This is a genomic window from Prauserella sp. PE36, assembly GCF_003311655.1.
Lineage (GTDB): Bacteria > Actinomycetota > Actinomycetes > Mycobacteriales > Pseudonocardiaceae > Prauserella_A > Prauserella_A endophytica.
Genome location: NZ_QEQT01000055.1, coordinates 36,529 through 52,929 on the forward strand (window position 1 = coordinate 36,529; position 16,401 = coordinate 52,929).

Annotated in this window: 14 protein-coding genes; 8 read left to right on the forward strand and 6 right to left on the reverse strand. The window is 72.9% G+C overall.

What is annotated here, in order from left to right:
* Nucleotides 1-5 precede the first annotated feature (5 nt).
* Nucleotides 6-1,094 carry a Zn-dependent alcohol dehydrogenase gene (locus DI005_RS13190; protein WP_112272535.1) on the reverse strand — a complete coding sequence of 363 codons (1,089 nt, stop codon included), beginning with the start codon at nt 1,092-1,094 and terminating at the stop codon, nt 6-8.
* 91 nt (nt 1,095-1,185) lie between these two features.
* The gene (locus DI005_RS13195; protein WP_112272536.1) at nt 1,186-1,377 is read right to left on the reverse strand and encodes a ferredoxin; all 192 of its coding nucleotides are present in this window, start codon (nt 1,375-1,377) and stop codon (nt 1,186-1,188) included.
* Nucleotides 1,378-1,467: 90 nt separating this feature from the next.
* Between DI005_RS13195 and DI005_RS13200 the strand changes: the two genes are divergently transcribed.
* The 5 genes from DI005_RS13200 (at nt 1,468) to DI005_RS13220 (ending at nt 7,087) form a co-directional block, all read left to right on the forward strand.
* Entirely contained in the window at nt 1,468-2,685 is a 1,218-nt protein-coding gene (locus DI005_RS13200) for an acyl-CoA dehydrogenase family protein (protein ID WP_113642269.1), read from the forward strand.
* 8 nt (nt 2,686-2,693) lie between these two features.
* On the forward strand, nt 2,694-3,758 hold the full coding sequence (locus DI005_RS13205) for an acyl-CoA dehydrogenase family protein (RefSeq protein WP_113642270.1): 1,065 nt from the start codon (nt 2,694-2,696) through the stop codon (nt 3,756-3,758).
* A complete protein-coding gene (locus tag DI005_RS13210; protein WP_113642271.1) occupies nt 3,755-5,353 on the forward strand; it encodes a long-chain-fatty-acid--CoA ligase in 1,599 nt (532 codons plus the stop codon). Before DI005_RS13205 ends, DI005_RS13210 begins: the two co-directional genes overlap by 4 nt.
* A 5-nt stretch (nt 5,354-5,358) precedes the next feature.
* Nucleotides 5,359-6,531, forward strand: coding sequence for a hypothetical protein (locus DI005_RS13215; RefSeq protein WP_113642292.1), 1,173 nt, complete (start codon nt 5,359-5,361; stop codon nt 6,529-6,531).
* Nucleotides 6,532-6,595: 64 nt separating this feature from the next.
* Complete coding sequence (locus DI005_RS13220; RefSeq protein WP_113642272.1) at nt 6,596-7,087, forward strand: hypothetical protein; 492 nt, start codon at nt 6,596-6,598, stop codon at nt 7,085-7,087.
* A 125-nt stretch (nt 7,088-7,212) separates the two neighbouring features.
* On the opposite strand, the gene DI005_RS13225 is transcribed toward DI005_RS13220, so the two are convergent.
* The 3 genes from DI005_RS13225 to DI005_RS13235 form a co-directional block, all read right to left on the reverse strand.
* Entirely contained in the window at nt 7,213-9,912 is a 2,700-nt protein-coding gene (locus DI005_RS13225) for a bifunctional GNAT family N-acetyltransferase/acetate--CoA ligase family protein (protein ID WP_113642273.1), read from the reverse strand.
* 5 nt (nt 9,913-9,917) lie between these two features.
* Nucleotides 9,918-11,090 (reverse strand): acetoin utilization protein AcuC, encoded by a 1,173-nt coding sequence (locus DI005_RS13230; protein WP_112272540.1) that lies wholly within the window; start codon nt 11,088-11,090, stop codon nt 9,918-9,920.
* A gap of 124 nt (nt 11,091-11,214) precedes the next feature.
* On the reverse strand, nt 11,215-12,063 hold the full coding sequence (locus DI005_RS13235) for a sulfurtransferase (RefSeq protein WP_113642293.1): 849 nt from the start codon (nt 12,061-12,063) through the stop codon (nt 11,215-11,217).
* 138 nt (nt 12,064-12,201) lie between these two features.
* Between DI005_RS13235 and DI005_RS13240 the strand changes: the two genes are divergently transcribed.
* The 3 genes from DI005_RS13240 (at nt 12,202) to galE (ending at nt 15,296) form a co-directional block, all read left to right on the forward strand.
* Nucleotides 12,202-12,897 carry a metal-dependent transcriptional regulator gene (locus DI005_RS13240; protein WP_112272542.1) on the forward strand — a complete coding sequence of 232 codons (696 nt, stop codon included), beginning with the start codon at nt 12,202-12,204 and terminating at the stop codon, nt 12,895-12,897.
* On the forward strand, nt 12,894-14,066 hold the full coding sequence (gene galK / locus DI005_RS13245; RefSeq protein ID WP_112272543.1) for a galactokinase: 1,173 nt from the start codon (nt 12,894-12,896) through the stop codon (nt 14,064-14,066). Before DI005_RS13240 ends, galK begins: the two co-directional genes overlap by 4 nt.
* 225 nt (nt 14,067-14,291) lie before the next feature.
* Complete coding sequence (gene galE, locus DI005_RS13250) at nt 14,292-15,296, forward strand: UDP-glucose 4-epimerase GalE (RefSeq protein WP_112272544.1); 1,005 nt, start codon at nt 14,292-14,294, stop codon at nt 15,294-15,296.
* Here the strand turns inward: galE and DI005_RS13255 are convergent.
* The gene (locus DI005_RS13255; RefSeq protein WP_113642274.1) at nt 15,262-16,362 is read right to left on the reverse strand and encodes a DUF4192 domain-containing protein; all 1,101 of its coding nucleotides are present in this window, start codon (nt 16,360-16,362) and stop codon (nt 15,262-15,264) included. The two genes, galE and DI005_RS13255, sit on opposite strands and share 35 nt — an antisense overlap.
* Between the last annotated feature and the right edge of the window lie 39 nt (nt 16,363-16,401).

Sequence of the window (16,401 nt, forward strand, 5' to 3'; positions counted from 1 at the left end):
GGAGCTCACCCGAGGGTCACCACCTGGCGGATGACGTCGCTGGTGCCCTGGCGCAGCACGCCGAGGCCGTCGTTGATCTCGCTGAAGCCGAGGCGACGGGAGATCATGCCGTCGAGGTCGAGCAGTCCGGCCCGCCAGAACTTCAGCATCCGCGCGGTGTCACGGTGCACGTGCGCGGAGCCGTAGAACGAGCCGAGGATCTTCTTGTCGTGCAGGAACAGCTCCTGTGCGCTGAACTGCACCATCGCGTCGGCCTTGCCAGCGCCGACGATGATCACGGAGCCGCCGCGGCGGGCGTTGTCCCACGCGGAGCGGATCGTGGCGGGCAGGCCGACCACGTCGAAGGCGTGGTCGAAGCCCTCGGCGCCGGTCAGCGACTCCTTGAGCTCGGCGAGCCCCTCCGGCGTCGTCGCGTGCGTGGCGCCGAAGCGGCGGGCGACGTCGTGCTTGGCCTCGACGGGATCAACCGCGACGATCGTCGTGGCACCGGCGATGCGCGCGCCCTGGAGCACCGAGATCCCGACGCCGCCGCATCCGATCACCACGACCGCGGAGCCCGGCGTGACCTTCGCGGTGTTGAGCACGGCCCCGACGCCGGTGAGCACGCCGCACGCGATGAGCGCGGCGGTCTCGAACGGCACGTCCTGGTCGACCTTGACAGCACCCGAGGCGGGCACCACCACCTCCTCGGCGAAGGTGCCGAGCCCGGCGTAGCCGAAGACCGGAGTGTCGCCCTGCTTGAACCGGGGCGAGGTGAACGCCGCGATCGCGTGGACCGCGCACAGGTTCGGCTCGCCGCGCAGGCAGCTCGGGCAGCTGCCGCAGGGCGGCACGAACGACACGGTGACGTGGTCGCCGGGCGCGAGGTGCTCGACACCCTCGCCCACCTGGAGCACCTCACCGGCGCCCTCGTGGCCGATGATGCCCGGCGCGAGCGCCGGCAGGGTGCCGTCCATCGCGGACAGGTCGCTGTGGCAGATGCCCGATGCGCGCACGCGGATCCGGACCTCGTGGGGGCCCGGGTCCACCGTCGTGACGTCGTCGCGCAGCTCGAGCTTCTCGTCGCCGATCGCGTTCAGTACGGCTGCTCTCACTCCGGCTGCCTCCCGCCAGGTCACCGCGAGCCGCCCTTGGCCCGCGTTTGCCGCAAGATTAGAATCTGTTCTCGTTTAGGGCAAGCCTCAATCAGCGGCTCTTGAACAGGGCATTCCTTGGGCAGGCGTCGATCGCTTGCGAAACAAGTTCTACTTGGTCTTCTGGCACCTCGGCCCGGACGATGCGCAGTTCGTCGTCGTCATCCAGCTCGAACACCCCCGGCGCGATCCCCACGCAGACCGCGTTGGCCTCGCACAGGTCCCGGTCGACCTCCACCTTCATGTCCGACCTCCTCGAAGAACTAGAACCTGTTCTACACTAGCCCGGCGGACGAGCCCGGCACCATGCCCAACGCGCGAGCGGGAGGATCAGATGCGGATCGGTTTCACATCCGAGCAGGAACGGCTACGCGCCCACCTCCGGGAGTACTTCGCCGAGCTGATGACGCCCGAACGTCGCGAGGGGCTCGCCAGCGAGGGCAGTGGGGGCACCGCCAATGAGGGCGTGGCCGGCGGGGGAGAGTACGGCGATGGCGTGGCGTACAAGGAGATCGTTCGTCAGCTGGGCCGGGACGGCTGGCTCGCGATCGGCTGGCCGGAGGCCTACGGCGGGCAGGAGCGCTCGATGCTCGACCAGCTCGTCTTCACCGACGAGGCGGCCATCGCCGGGGTGCCGGTCCCCTTCCTCACGATCAACACGGTCGGCCCGACGATCATGCGATTCGGCACCGAGGAGCAGAAGGCGTTCTACCTGCCGAGGATCGCCGCGGGCGAGCTGCACTTCTCGATCGGCTACTCCGAGCCCGGCGCGGGCACCGACCTCGCGTCGCTGCGCACGCGGGCCGTGCGCGACGGCGACGAGTACGTGATCAACGGGCAGAAGATGTGGACGAGCCTCATCGAGTACGCCGACTACGTGTGGCTCGCCGCCAGGACGGATCCCGACGCGCCCCGGCACAAGGGGCTCAGCATGCTCGTGGTGCCCACCTCGGCCGAAGGGTTCTCGTGGACCAAGGTGCGCACGGTCGCCGGGCCGGGCACGAGCGCGACCTACTACGACGACGTCCGCGTGCCGGTCAGCGCGCGCATCGCGGAGGAGAACGCGGGCTGGCCGCTGATCACCAACCAGCTCAACCACGAGCGCGTCGCGCTGACCTCAGCCGCCCCGCTCGCGTCGGCGCTCGCCGACGTGCTCGCCTGGGCACGCGAGACCAAGCAGCCCGACGGCAGCCGCGTGATCGACGCCGAATGGGTCCGCACGCACCTCGCCCGCGTGCACGCCCACACCGAGTACCTCAAGCTGCGCAACTGGAGGATCGCCTGGGCCGCCGCCCAGAGCGAGCTGAGCCCCGCCGAGGCGTCGGGGACCAAGGTGTTCGGCACGGAACTCGCCACGGAGGCCTACCGGCTGCTCATGGAGGTGCTCGGCGCGGGAGCGGTGGTGCGCGAGGGCTCGCCGGGCGCGCTGCTGCGCGGGCGGATCGAGCGCGCGCACCGGTCGGCGCTGATCCTCACCTTCGGCGGCGGCACCAACGAGATCCAGCGCGACCTCGTCGCCGCGACCGCACTCGGTCTTCCCGTCAAGCGCTAGGGGCAACCATGGACTTCACCCTCACCGAAGCACAGCAGGACCTCGCGGCGCTCACCCGCCGCATCGCGAACGACCACGTCACCCCCGAGTCGCTCGGGCCGGCGGGCGCGGGCGGCTTCGACCGTGCACTGTGGACGGCCCTGGCCAGGGCGGGCGTGCTCGACGCCGCGCTGCCCTCGGCGGTCGGCGGCGGCGGGTTCGGGCTGCTCGAACAGTGCTCGATCCTGATCGAGCTGGGCCGGGCCGTCGCCCCGGTGCCCTACCTGCCGGGCATCGCCGCGGCGGCCGCCACACTCGCCGAATTCGGCACCCCCGAGCAGACGGAACGCTGGCTCGTTCCCGTGCTGCGCGGCGAGCGCGTGCTCGCCGTAGCCCTGCCCGACACCGGCGCGCCCACCGGGTTCACCGCCGAACGCGACGGCGCGAGCCTGCGCGTCTCCGGTGCGCAGTCGGCGGTGCCCTTCGGTGCGTTCGCCGACGGCTTCCTCGTGCAGGCCACGTCCGCCGACGGCGAGCTCGTCGCCGTGGTAGACGCGAACGACCTCACGGTGTCCCCGCAGTCGGCCGTGGACCACGCCGACGCCGCGCTCGCCGAGGCCACCGACGCGCGCGCGAGCGCCGTGCTGCCCGCACGGGCGGTCCCGTGGCTGCGAGCGCGCGCCACGGCCGGGCTCTGCGCGTTCCAGCTCGGGGTGCTGGAACGTGCCGTGGAGCTCACGGCGGAGTACGCGCGCGAGCGCACGCAGTTCGGGCAGCCCATCGGCGGGTTCCAGGCCGTGCGGCACCGCCTCGCGGACGCACACCTCGACGTCGAGGCGGTGCGGCTGACCCTGTGGCAGGCCGCGTGGCGGCTCACCGAAGGAGAGGACGCCGCCGAGGAGGTCGCCACGGCCAAGTACTGGGCGGCCGAAGCCGGACACCGCGTCGCCCATACCGTCGTGCACGTCCACGGCGGCGTCGGCATCGACGTCGACCACCCGGTGCACCGCTACTTCGTCGCGGCCAAGCGCACCGAGTTCGCGCTCGGCGGCGCGACCGCGCACCTGCGTGAGCTCGGCTCGCAGCTCGCATGAACGCCGTTCCCACCGTCACCGAGCTGCTGCTGGCCCGCACCGGCGACGAGCACGCCGGGCTGCGGTTCGCCGACCGCGCGTGGACGTGGGCGGAGTGCGTACGGCGGAGCGCAGCGCACGGCGCGCTCCTGCGCACGCTGCTGCGTCCCGGCCCGCCGCCGCACGTCGGAGTGCTCGCGGACAACGTGCCGTCGTTCGCCTTCCTGCTCGGCGGCGCCGCGCTGTCGGGCACGGTGCTGGCCGGGCTGAACCCGACCCGCCGGGGCGAGGCGCTGGCGCGCGACGTCCGGCTCGCCGACTGCCAGTTCGTGCTCGCCGAGGCGAAGTACGTGCCGCTGCTGGCCGACGTGGGCGTGCCCGTACTCGACCTCGACGGTCCGGAGTGGACGGAACTGCTCGCCGCGCACGCCCGCGCCGAGCCCAAGCCGGTGCCCGCCCGCCCTGACGACCTGCTGATGCTCATCTACACCTCCGGCACGAGCGGCGACCCGAAGGCGGTGCGCTGCACCCACGGCAAGATCGCGTTCCCCGGCCGGATGCTCGCCGAGCGGTTCGCGCTGTCCACGGCGGACACCGTGTACGTCGCGATGCCGATGTTCCACTCCAACGCGATCATGGCGGGCTGGGCGGTCGGGCTGGCGGCCGGTGCCACGATCGCGCTGCGCCGCCGGTTCTCCGCGTCGGGCTTCCTCCCCGACGTGCGCCGGTTCGGCGCCACGTACGCGAACTACGTCGGCACACCGCTGTCCTACGTGCTCAGCACGCCAAGGCTGGCCGACGACGCCGACAACCCGCTGCGCGTCGTGTACGGCAACGAGGGCGCCGAGGCCGACCTCGCCGCGTTCGCCGAGCGGTTCGGCTGCCGCGTGGTGGACGCGTTCGGCTCCACCGAGGGGGGCGTCGGGTTCGCGCGCACCCCGGACACCCCGCCCGGCTCGCTCGGCAGGCCCACCCCCGGTGTCGAGGTGCTGCACCCCGGCACTGGCGCGCCGTGCCCGCCCGCGCGGTTCGGCGCGGACGGCACGCTGCTCAACGCCGCCGAGGCCGTGGGCGAACTGGTCAACACCACCGGCGCCGGCTGGTTCGCGGGCTACTACGGCGACGACGCCGCGACCGAGGAGCGGCTGCGCGACGGCCGGTACCACACGGGCGATCTCGCCTACACCGACGAGCGGGGCTTCTGCTACTTCGCGGGACGGCACGGCGACTGGCTGCGCGTCGACGGCGAGAACCTCGGCACGGCACCGATCGAACGGGTACTACTGCGCCACCCCGCGGTCGCGGAGGCCGCCGTGTACGCGGTGCCGGGGCGCGTCGGCGACGACGTGATGGCCGCGCTCGTGCCCGAGCCCGGCGCCACGCTCACTCCCGCCGAGTTCGGCGCTTTCCTGGCCGCGCAGCCCGATCTCGGCCCCAAGCAGCTACCACGCTTCGTGCGGATCGTCGACCAACTGCCGAGGACGGCCACGTTCAAAGTGGTGAAACGCCGGCTTGCCGCCGAGGGCGTGGACTGCTCCGATCCGATGTGGTCCAGACCGAATGCGGCGCCGATGTACGAAACCCGCCCCACGCGGGACGAATCTGCCCTACCGTGACCGGCATGCGAAGCCGAGGACCGCTCTGCGCTCTCTCCGCACTCAGCCTGGTCGCCGCCGTGTCGGTGGTGTCCGCACCCGCGGCGGGCGCCGCGCCGGTCACGCTCACGGCGAGCGACTTCCGCCTCGCCGAGGGCGCCTACAACCCCGTGATCGCGAAACTCGACGACGCCCTGCCGAACGCGTCGCTGCCCGCCGTGCTGGACAGCGCCAACCGCACCGGCACCACGAGCGGGTGCGACCCCTCCGCGACCGGGCAGGTGGCGGCGTTCTGCTGGCAGTCGGGCGACAACGGCACCGCCGACTGGTACCCGCAGGGCATCAGCAGCACCGCCGACGCCTACGGCAGCGGCACCTACGAGGGCCGCACCGCGCTGTTCGTCAGCTGGTACTACAACGGCTCCGGCACCAACAAGGGCGTCCGTGTGTCCTTCGTGGACTACGCGACCCCCTCCGCCCCGAAGTACCGCCACGTGCTGCTCGTCGAGCCGTACACCAACTCGGCGGGCCTGCCCGACTTCCGCCCGGTGACCGTGCACGCCGGCGGCATCTTCACCTACGGCCACTACCTCTACTCGGCCGACACGTGGGGCGGGTTCCGGGCCTTCGACCTGCGCCACCTGTGGCGGGTCTCGACCGGGGACGAGTCGAAGATCGGCAGGCAGTCCGACGGCAGCTACCACGCCTTCAACTACGCCTACGTGCTCCCGCAGGCGCAGAAATTCACGGCGTCCACCACGAACGGCGTCGCGCGGCTGCGCTACTCGGCGGCCTCGCTGGACCGCACCAGCTCGCCCGACAGCGTGATCGTGCCCGAGTACAACGCCGACGGCACCGGCTCGCGCGTCGTGCGCTTCCCGATCGACCACACCGACCGCAAGTTCAAGGAGTCGGCCGACGGCTACACCCACGCCACCGAGGCCTACCGCACCGACATCGCCAGCATGCAGGGCGCGACGGCGATCAACGGCCAGTTCCTGGTGTCGGCGAGCGCGGGCTCGGGCTCGCGCGGGTCGGTGTACACGTTCACGGCGAGCAGCGGACCGGCCAAGCACAGCGGCGCCCAGCCGATCGGCCCGGAGGACCTCTCCTACCGGGGCCCGCAACAGCAGCTGTGGGGCCTCACCGAGTACCCCGGGAAACGCTACGTCTACGCGATGCGGCCCTCGGCGTTCTGACCCGCCGTTTGACAGGGCGCGGGCGGCGGCCCGCATAGTGGGGTCCCCGAGAGGCGAGGACACCATGGACACCGACTCACTGCGAGCCGCCTACCGCACGCTGCTGGACGCCGCCGCCACCGTCGCCGGCTCCGCCGACCCCAGCCCGGCCCCGCCGCGCGGCGAGTGGAACGCCGACCAGATCCTGGCGCACGTCTCACTTGTCAGCGCCACGACCATCGCCACCACCTCGGCCGTCGCCGCGGGATCGCACACGACCTACGACAACCGGCTCGCACAGGAACTCTGGACCCTGGAGCGCGTCATCGGGCTCGCGGGCGGCAACAGCGGGCTCCGGGAGCGTGTCCGCCTCCAGGGTGAGGCCCTGTGCGCGCTCGGTCCGGCGCTGAGCGAGGCCGAGCTCGACACGCTGGTGCCAACCCGGCTGCTGTCCAACTACGCGGTCCTCGTCGACCGGCCCCTGCCACTGCGGGACATCCTCGGGGGGCTGGCGGACACGGAGCTGCCGGGCCACGCGCGGCAGCTCCTCGACCTCCTGCCGGGGAGGCGCCGCTAGAGCCCGCTTCGGAAATGGCACCGCTTTCGCCTGCGCCGTCGACCGGCGCCAACGCCGCGATGAGCGGCGGTGGTCGTGCCGGCCGGCGGGCCTGGCGTTCCGCCGCCCGCCACCCGCAACGCTCGCTAGTCCTCCGGGGCGGTGATGGGGCGCAGCCTGCGCGGCCCCGAGTCGGGGCGGGACGGCGGCGGGCCGAGCACCATGCGCGCGTTGGTCACGAACGCTCCGTCCGGCGAGGCGAGGATCGGGTCGAGCGACAGCGAGCGCACCTCCGGGTTGTCCTCGGCCAGCGCCGCCACGCGCAGCACCATGTCCTGCAACGCGGCGAGGTCGGCGGGCTCGTCGCCCCGGTAACCGGTCAACAGCGGCGCGGTCTTGGGCTCGCGCACGATCGTCGCGGCGTCGACGTCGGTGAGCGGCACCGCGCGGAATGCCTGGTCGCCGAGCAGCGTGCTCACCACGCCGGAAAGCCCGAAGGAGACGAGCGTGCCGAACGAAGGGTCGTCCTGCAGCCCGATCACGCACGACACGCCCTTCGGCGCCATGCGCTGCACGTACACCTCCTCGGCCCCGGAGACCTCCCGCAGGTCGCGGTAGCTGACGCGCACCGAGTCCTCCGACGTGAGGTCCAGCCGCACCCCCGCCAGGTCCGGCCTGCCGCGCAGCCGGTCGTCGTACGCCTTGAGCGTCACCGGGTAGCCCAGTTCCTCCGCCGCCGCCACGGCCCCGTCGGCGTTGGTGACGAGGCGGAACGGCACCACCTCGATGCCGTAGCACGCGAGCAGCCGCACCACCTCGTCGTCGGTGAGCACCCGGTTGTGGTCGTCGGCCAGCAGCTCTCGGACCATCCCCTGTGCCTGCTCGACGTGCAGCCCCGCCGGGCGCACGATCGTCCCCTGCGGTCGCTGCCGCCACGCCGCGTAGCGCACGACACGGGCGAGAGCGTTCACCGCCCGCTCCGGGCTCGGGTAGCTCGGGATCGACCCCGCGGAGGGAGCCCCGTCCTCGCCCGGCACCGCCAGCTCGGCGGGCACCCCCTCGGCGGCGAGGAACGTCGAGACGATCGGCTTCTGGACCGTGTCCTCCCTCGCCGTGACGGTCTCGCGCAGCGCCCGCGCGTACGCCGTGCCGGGAATCGCCACCGGGGGCACGAACACCGCGACGAGCGCGTCGACCTCCGGCGAGTCCAGCGCCTCCCCCACGGCGGCGGCGAACTGCTCCGGCGACGCCTGCGGCCCGACGTCCACCGGGTCGATCCCGAGCCGCAGCCCCTGCGCCCGCGCGGTGTCGGCGGCGAGCAGCCCGATCGCGCTGGAGTTGCCGACGATCGCGACGCGCGAGCCCGTTGGCAACGGCTGGTGGGCGAAGAGGAGCGCGGTGTCGAACAGCTGGGCCAGCGAGTCCACCCGCACGACACCGGCTTGCTCGAACAGCGCCTGCACGCTCGACTCGTCGATGTCGGTCGACGTGGCGGCCAGCTGCGGGCGCACCGCGTGCCGCCCCGACTTCACCGCCACGATCGGCTTACTGCGGGCGAGCCTGCGGGCCAGGCGCGCGAACTTGCGCGGGTTGCCGAAGGACTCCAGGTACAGCAGCACGAGGTCGGTTCTCGGATCCGTCTCCCAGTACTGGAGCAGGTCGTTGCCGGAGACGTCGGCGCGGTTACCGGCCGAGACGAACGTCGAGAGCCCGAGCCCGCGCGCCTCGGCGTCGGCGAGGATCGCGGTGCCCAGCGCACCGGACTGGCAGAAGAAGCCCGTGCGACCCCGCTTGGGCAGCCGGGGCGCGAGCGTGGCGTTGAGCCGCACGCGCGGGTCGGTGTTGAGCACGCCGAGCGCGTTCGGACCCACCACGCGCATCCCGTGTGCCCTGGCCTCGCCGACGAGCCGCAGCTCGGCATGCTGCCCGTGCGGCCCGGCCTCGCCGAAGCCCGCCGACACGATCACGAGTGTCTTGACGCCCTTGGCGAGCGCGCCGTCGAGCACCGACTCCACCTGGCCGGCGGGCACGGCGACGATCGCCAGGTCCACCGGGTCAGGGATCTCCAGCACCGACTTGTACGCCCGCACCCCGCGCACGGAGGCGTGCTCGGGATTCACCGGGTACACCGTGCCGGCGAAGTCGGCCGAGAGCAGGTTGCTCAGCACCGCGTAGCCGATCTTGGTCGGGTCGGTGGACGCGCCGATGACGGCGACCGAACGGGGGTGGAGCAGGTTGTGCACGCTGCGTGCCTCGGCGGCCTGCTCGCGGGCGCGCGCCACGGCCAGCGACTCCTCGGTGGGATCGATGTCGAACTCCAGGTGCACCACGCCCTCCTCGAAAGCGCGGCTCACCTGGTAACCGGCGTCGCGGAACACGCGGATCATGGCGGAGTTCTCGGCGAGCACCTCGGCGACGAACCGGCGCAGACCCCGCTCCGAAGCGGCGGCGGCGAGGTGCTCGAGCAGGATCGACCCGAGGCCCCTGCCCTGGTGCGCGTCGTCGACCACGAACGCGACCTCGGCCGACTCGGCGTCCAGTCGCTCGTACCGGCCCACGGCGACCACGTCGTCGCCGAGCAGCGCCACGAACGCCACGCGGTCGTGGTGGTCGACCGTGGAGAAACGCTCCAGGTCCCTCGCCGGGATGCGCGGGTAGGCGCCGAAGTAGCGCAGGTAGCGCGTGCGGTCGGACAGCCGGCCGTGCAGCGCCACCAGCCCGTCGGCGTCCGTCGGCACCACGGGTCGCAAGTGGACGGTTCCGCCGTCGGAGAGCAGGACGTCGGCCTCCCACTGGCGCGGGTAGCCGAACGGGTCGAAGCTCCGCTCGCCGGTGTCGCTCGCCATCTCGATCAGTCCCTCGGATCGTCCGGATCCAGGCCGTGCAGCGGGAACACCGCCCTGCGGGTGTCCCGGACCGCCACGTCGACGGCGTCGTCGAGCCCGTCGCCCCAGGGCGCGAACCCGGTGTCCCCGCCGTCGGTCATGCTCAGCGGCAGCTCCGCCCTCGGCGCCGCCTCGCGCACCAGGTCCGACCACTCGGCCGGCAGCGGGGTTTCCGGATCCACGTCGCGGTCGAGGACGGTCGCGATCAGGTGGGTCCACGACCGTGGCACCACGCGGATCAGCTGGTAGCCACCGCCGCCGACCGCGAGCCACCTGCCGTCGGCGTGGGTGTCGGCGAGCTCGCGCAGCGTGCGGTAGATCGTGCGGTGACCGTCGACGGTGAGCGCCAGGTCGGCGAGCGGATCCTCCTCGTGGGAGTCGACGCCGCACTGGCTCACCAGCAGCTGCGGGCGGAACTCGGCGAGCAGCGACGGCACCACCGCGTGGAAGGCCCGCAGCCAGCCCGCGTCCTTCGTCCTCGGCGGCAACGGGATGTTCACGGCGCTGCCCTCGGCGCCCTCGACCCCGATCTCGCTGGAGTACCCGGTGCCGGGGAACAGCGTGAAGGGGTGCTGGTGCAGCGAGATCGTCAGCACGCGGGGGTCGCCGTAGAAGGCGGCCTGCACGCCGTCGCCGTGGTGCACGTCGGTGTCGACGTAGGCAATGCGGTCGAACCCGTTGTCCAGCAGCCACGAGATGGCCACCGACAGGTCGTTGTAGACGCAGAAGCCGGACGCGCGGTCGCGCATGGCGTGGTGCAGCCCGCCCGCGATGTTCACCGCCCGCCGGGCCTTGCCCTCGGCGATGCAGCGCGCGCCGAGCATCGTCGAGCCGACGACCAGCGACGCCGCCTCGTGCATGTTCGTGAAGATCGGGTTGTCGCTCGTGCCGAGCCCGTGCCCGACGTTCCAGCTCGCCATGGGCGCCTGCTTCACCGCTTCGAGGTACTCCGCGGCGTGCGCGCGGTACAGCTCGGCCTCGGTCGCCGGCTCGGGCACGAGCAGAGGCACGTCCTCCAGCACCCCCAGCGCGGTCGCGAGCTTGATCGTGAGGTGCAGGCGGACCGGGTTGAAGGGATGCTCGCCACCGAGGTCGTAGCCGAGCAGTGCGGGGTCCCAGACGACGGCGGAGGGCGACATAAGAGGAGGGTAGCCGCGCGGAGCGCGTCCTTGGGGGTGGCGGCCGGGTGACGGGAGGGCATACCGCCGCGCAGAACACGTCCTTGCGGGGCCGGGGTGGGCGACGGGTGGGCGCAGCCGGGTACTAGCCGGGTTCGGGACCGGTCGCCGCGGGCCTCGCTGGGTCGGCCGACCAGTTCGACCACGACCCCGTGTACAGCGCGGCGGGCTCACTCCTGCCCGCGACCTCCAGCGCCAGCACGATCGAGCTGGCGGTGATCCCGGAGCCGCAGTAGGCCCCCACCGGCACGCCGTCACCCACGCCGAGCGCCGCGAAGTGCTCGGCGAGCTCCTCCGGCGAACGCCAGCGCCCGTCGGTCCCGACGTGTGCGGCGAACGGGGCGTTGCGGGCGCCCGGGATGTGGCCCGCGCGCGGGTCGATGGGCTCCGTCTCGCCCGTGTAGCGCTGCGGTGCCCTCGCGTCGAGCAGCACGCCCTCGCGGGCGAGCGCCGCGGCGGCGTCGGCGTCCAGCACGGGCAGGCCGCCGGGGCGGACCTCGAGGTCGCCCTCGGACGGCTCCGGCTCCTCGGTCGTGACGGGCCTGCCCTCGGCCTCCCACACGGCGAAGCCGCCGTCCAGCACGGCGACCTGGGCGTGGCCTGCCCAGCGCAGCAGCCACCATGCCCGCGCGGCCACCGACGAGTCCCCGTCGTCGTAGGCGACGACAAGGTGTCCCTCGCGCACCCCGGCGGCGCGCAGCACCCGCTGCAGCGCGGCCGGGTCCGGCAGCGGGTGCCTGCCGCCCGGCCCCGGTGGGGCCGCGAGCTCCGAGTCCACGTCGACGTACACGGCGCCAGGCACGTGCCCGGCCCGGTAGGACTCCGCACCCGGCGGGCCGGTGAGGCGCCAGCGCACGTCGAGCACGGTGGGGCGGTCCCCCTCGGGCGCGTCGAGCAGATCCGCGAGTTCGGCTGTCGTGATGACGGAACGCATGCGGGTCATCCTCCTCCGGGCCCGGCCGGTCACGCACCGTGGGCGGCCCGCTGACCAGCGGGCCGTCGTTACGTGATCGCCTGCCGTAACTGTCGGGCACAACGACTACCATGAGCAACGCGAACAAAGGGGACAGGCGTGAACGATCTCATCGACACCACCGAGATGTACTTGCGCACCATCTACGAGCTCGAGGAAGAGGGTGTCGTGCCGCTGCGCGCGCGAATCGCGGAGCGGTTGCAGCAGAGCGGCCCGACCGTGAGCCAGACGGTGGCGCGTATGGAGCGTGACGGGCTGGTGGTGGTGGCCGACGACCGGCACCTCCAGCTGACGGACCACGGCCGGGAGCTGGCCATCGCCGTGATGCGCAAGCACCGCCTCGCCGAGCGGCTGCTCGTGGACGTCATCGGCCTGGAGTGGGAGCACGTGCACAACGAGGCGTGCCGCTGGGAGCACGTCATGAGCGAGGCCGTCGAGCGCAAGCTCGTGCAGCTGCTCGACCACCCGACCACCTCTCCGTACGGCAACCCGATCCCCGGCCTCGACAAGCTGGGCGAGGGCGAGCCCGCGCCGCCGGCCGAGGCCGACCTGGTGCGACTGGACGAGGTGGCCCGCTCGGGCGGAGGCAAGGTCGAGATCCGGCGCATCGCCGAGCACGTGCAGCTCGACGAGTCGCTGATGACCGAGCTGAAGTCCGTGGGCATCGTGCCCGGCCAGACCGTGCACGTCGGCAAGATCAACGGCGGTGGCTCCACCGTCGAGGTCTCCGACGACCACAACTCGGCACAGGTCTCGGCGTCGGTGCTGCACGCCGTGCTGGCTCAGGCCCGGTGACCTCTGCCGAAGCGGCAGCCGGCGCGTTCCGCACCCTGCACGGCACCGAGCCGCGCGGTGTGTGGTCGGCGCCTGGCCGGGTCAACTTGATCGGCGAGCACACCGACTACAACGACGGCTTCGTGCTGCCGTTCGCCCTGCCCCATCGCCTCGCCGCCGCGGGTTCCCCGCGCGACGACAAGGTTCTCACCCTGGCGACGCTCGGTTCCGACGGCCGCATCCAGCAGGCCGACCCCGTGCGGATCCCGGACCTGTGCCCCGGCGAGCCCGACGGCTGGGCCGCCTACCCTGCCGGTGTCGCGTGGGTGCTGCGCGAGCACGGCATCGACGGCGGCGCCGATCTGGTGATCGCGGGTGACGTGCCCACGGGCGCGGGCCTGTCGTCGTCGGCCGCGATCGAGTGCGCCGTCGCGCTGGCCCTTCTGGGCCTCGCGGGCCACGGCGACCCGGACCGGGCCCGCCGCGCCGAGATCGCCCGCTGGGCACAGCGCGCCGAGAACGAGTTCGTCGGCGTGCCGACCGGCGTGCTCGACCAGACCGCGTCGCTGTGCTGCGTCGAGGGCCACGTGCTGTTCCTCGACGTGCGTTCCGGCGAAAGCGAGCAGGTCCCCTTCGACGCCGAGGGCGCCGGCCTGCGCGTACTCGTGATCGACACCCGCGTCAAGCACGCGCACGGCGAGTCCGGCTACGGCGAGCGCAGGCGGGGCACCGAGCGGGCCGCCGAGCTGCTCGGCGTCGAGGCGCTGCGCGAGGTCACCGGCGACGGCCTGTCGTCGGCGCTCGGCACGCTCCCCGCCGAGTTGGCGCCTCTCGTGCGCCACGTCGTCACCGAGAACGACCGCGTGGTCGAGGTCGCCCGGCTCCTGCGAGAAGGCCGGATGGCCGACATCGGCCCGGTGCTCGACGCCTCGCACGTCAGCATGCGCGACGACTACCGCATCTCGTGTCCCGAGCTCGACCTCGCCGTCGACTCCGCCCGCGAGGCGGGTGCACTCGGCGCCCGCATGACCGGCGGTGGCTTCGGCGGCTCGGCGATCGCGCTCGTCCGCGACACCGACCAGCAGGCCGTGGAGAACGCGGTCAACGCGGCGTTCGAGCAGGCCGGGTACCGCAAGCCACGGCTGTTCACCGCGGTCCCCTCGGCGGGCGCGGGCCAGGACCGACCCTGATCCCTGCCCGCCACGGGCGGGGTGCACACTGTGCTCCGTGCCCGCGTCCGGCGATCCCCGGTGGCGGGTGTCACCATCGGGAAGGCCCACACCGGCACCCCCGTTCCAGGAACCGGCCGGGCACAGCGGCACACCAGCCCGCGCTCAGCTTCGGCACAGGCCCCGCTCGTGGCGTGGCCGACGAGCACCCCGATCCGTAGTCGCAACGAGGAAGGCCCCGAGCAGATGCCCACCGACACGGCACCGTCCGCCAAGCCCATGAAACTGGTCGTCACGGGTGGAGCCGGCTACATCGGCAGCGTGTGCGCGGCCCGGCTCGTCGAGGCCGGCCACGCCGTCACCGTCGTCGACGACCTGTCCACCGGCCACGAGGACGCCGTGCCCGAGGGCGCGGAGTTCATCCGCGGCGACGCGGCCGAGGTCGCCGAAACGTTGCTGGCTCAGGGTTTCGACGGGGTGCTGCACTTCGCGGCGAAGTCGCTCGTCGGCGAGTCGATGCAGGACCCCGGTACCTACTGGCGCGGCAACGTGCTCACCTCCCTCCGGTTGCTCGACGCGATGCGCACCCACGGCACGCCGCGCCTCGTCTTCTCCTCCACGGCCGCGACCTACGGCGAACCCGACACGAGCCCCATCCGGGAGACCGCGCCCACCCGGCCAACCAACACCTACGGCGCGACCAAGCTCGCCATCGACCACGCGATCACCAGCTACGCGCGGGCCCACGGGCTCGCCGCGGTGAGCCTGCGCTACTTCAACGTCGCGGGTGCGTACGGGCGCTACGGTGAGCGACACGCCACCGAGACGCACCTGATCCCGCTCGTGCTGCAGGTCGCCACCGGTGACCGTGCCCAGGCGCAGATCTACGGCGACGACTACCCCACCGACGACGGCACAGCGGTCCGCGACTACATCCACGTCACCGACCTCGCCGACGCCCACCTGCTGGCGGTGGAGCACGCCCGCGCCGGCGAGCACCAGATCTACAACCTGGGCAACGGCACCGGTTTCTCGGTGCGCCAGGTGATCGAGGCCTGCCGAGAGGTGACCGGCCACCCGATCCCCGCCGTGGTCGGACAGCGCCGGCCGGGTGACCCGGCGGTGCTGGTGGCCTCGAGCGAGGGCGCCAGGACCGCGCTGGGCTGGAAGCCAGAGCGCGCTGACCTCACCGGGATGGTCGCCGACGCGTGGCGGTTCACCCAGGACCGCAGGGCGGCGAACCCCGCGTAGGCGGCTCTTCGCCGTCCTCAGGCCCCCACAACGGAGAGGCATCGCACGTGCCGCCGAGCCTGGCGAGCTTCGCGGGCGGCATCGCGTGGGCCAGCGCCTGCCCCAGGAGGCCGGCCAGGACATGTTCGCGATGGGCCTCCAGCGCCCTCTCGACGGCCATGCCGGCCAGCGGCCCGTCTCCCCTCACGTAGGCCGAATAGGCGAGCAGGCTCGCCACCTGCGCGCGCTCCGGCTTCGGCGTGGCCCGCACGAGCGCGAGCCACAGCCGCTCCGCCGTGGCCGCGTGCGGGCCGCCCGGCGGCAGCGCTGTCGCGAGACAGGCGTCCCTGACGTCGGCGAGCTCGAGTGCGATGGCCAGCTCGGCGATCTCCTGGTCGGAGAACGTCAGCTCGCCGCGGGCGGCTCTCGCCAGCGCTGCCCGCACCGCCGCGAAGGCACGCCCGAGCAGTTCGGGACCCGGCTCGGCCGTCACACCGAGCAGGTCGACCGCGACGTCGAGCAGCGCTGCCCTGCGAGCCAGCGCCGGCTCGTCGTCGGGAGCCAGCTGCTCCGCCATCTCCTCCCTGCTGCCGAAGGTGACCAGGCCCGCGTGCGCGGACACGGCCGCCATGACGGACGAGGCCGGGTCGGGTAGCCGTCCGCCACAGCCCGGTTGGTCGTAGCAACGCCACTCCGCTCCCTCGCGGATCTCCGGTACCCACAGCGCGTGCACGAGCGGGATGCCGCGTTCGCCGAGGACGGCGGTGAGGGTGTCGACCAACGTGGCGTACGGCGGCCCGGTGCCCTGTTCCGGCGGGTCCCCGCCGACGACGGCGATGGTGACGCCGCCGGGTTCCCCGGCCAGCAGGGGTTGTTCGAGCTGGAGCGCGAGATCGGTCTCGCAGCCCGGTTCGGGCAGGTCCGCGCGGAGCACGCAGCCGACGCGGTTGGCGGCGGATCCACTGTGGACGACCGCGAGGATCGAGTCGGCGGGCCGGAACCCGATGAGGTGCGGGAGCGCCGCGAGCAGTTGCCCCGGCGCGCGGAGGTCGACCGTGGTGGTGCCGGTCGTGGATGAGGTGGTCATGAGTCCACGATGGCGTGGGGAGGGTGGGGGTGGCGGGGG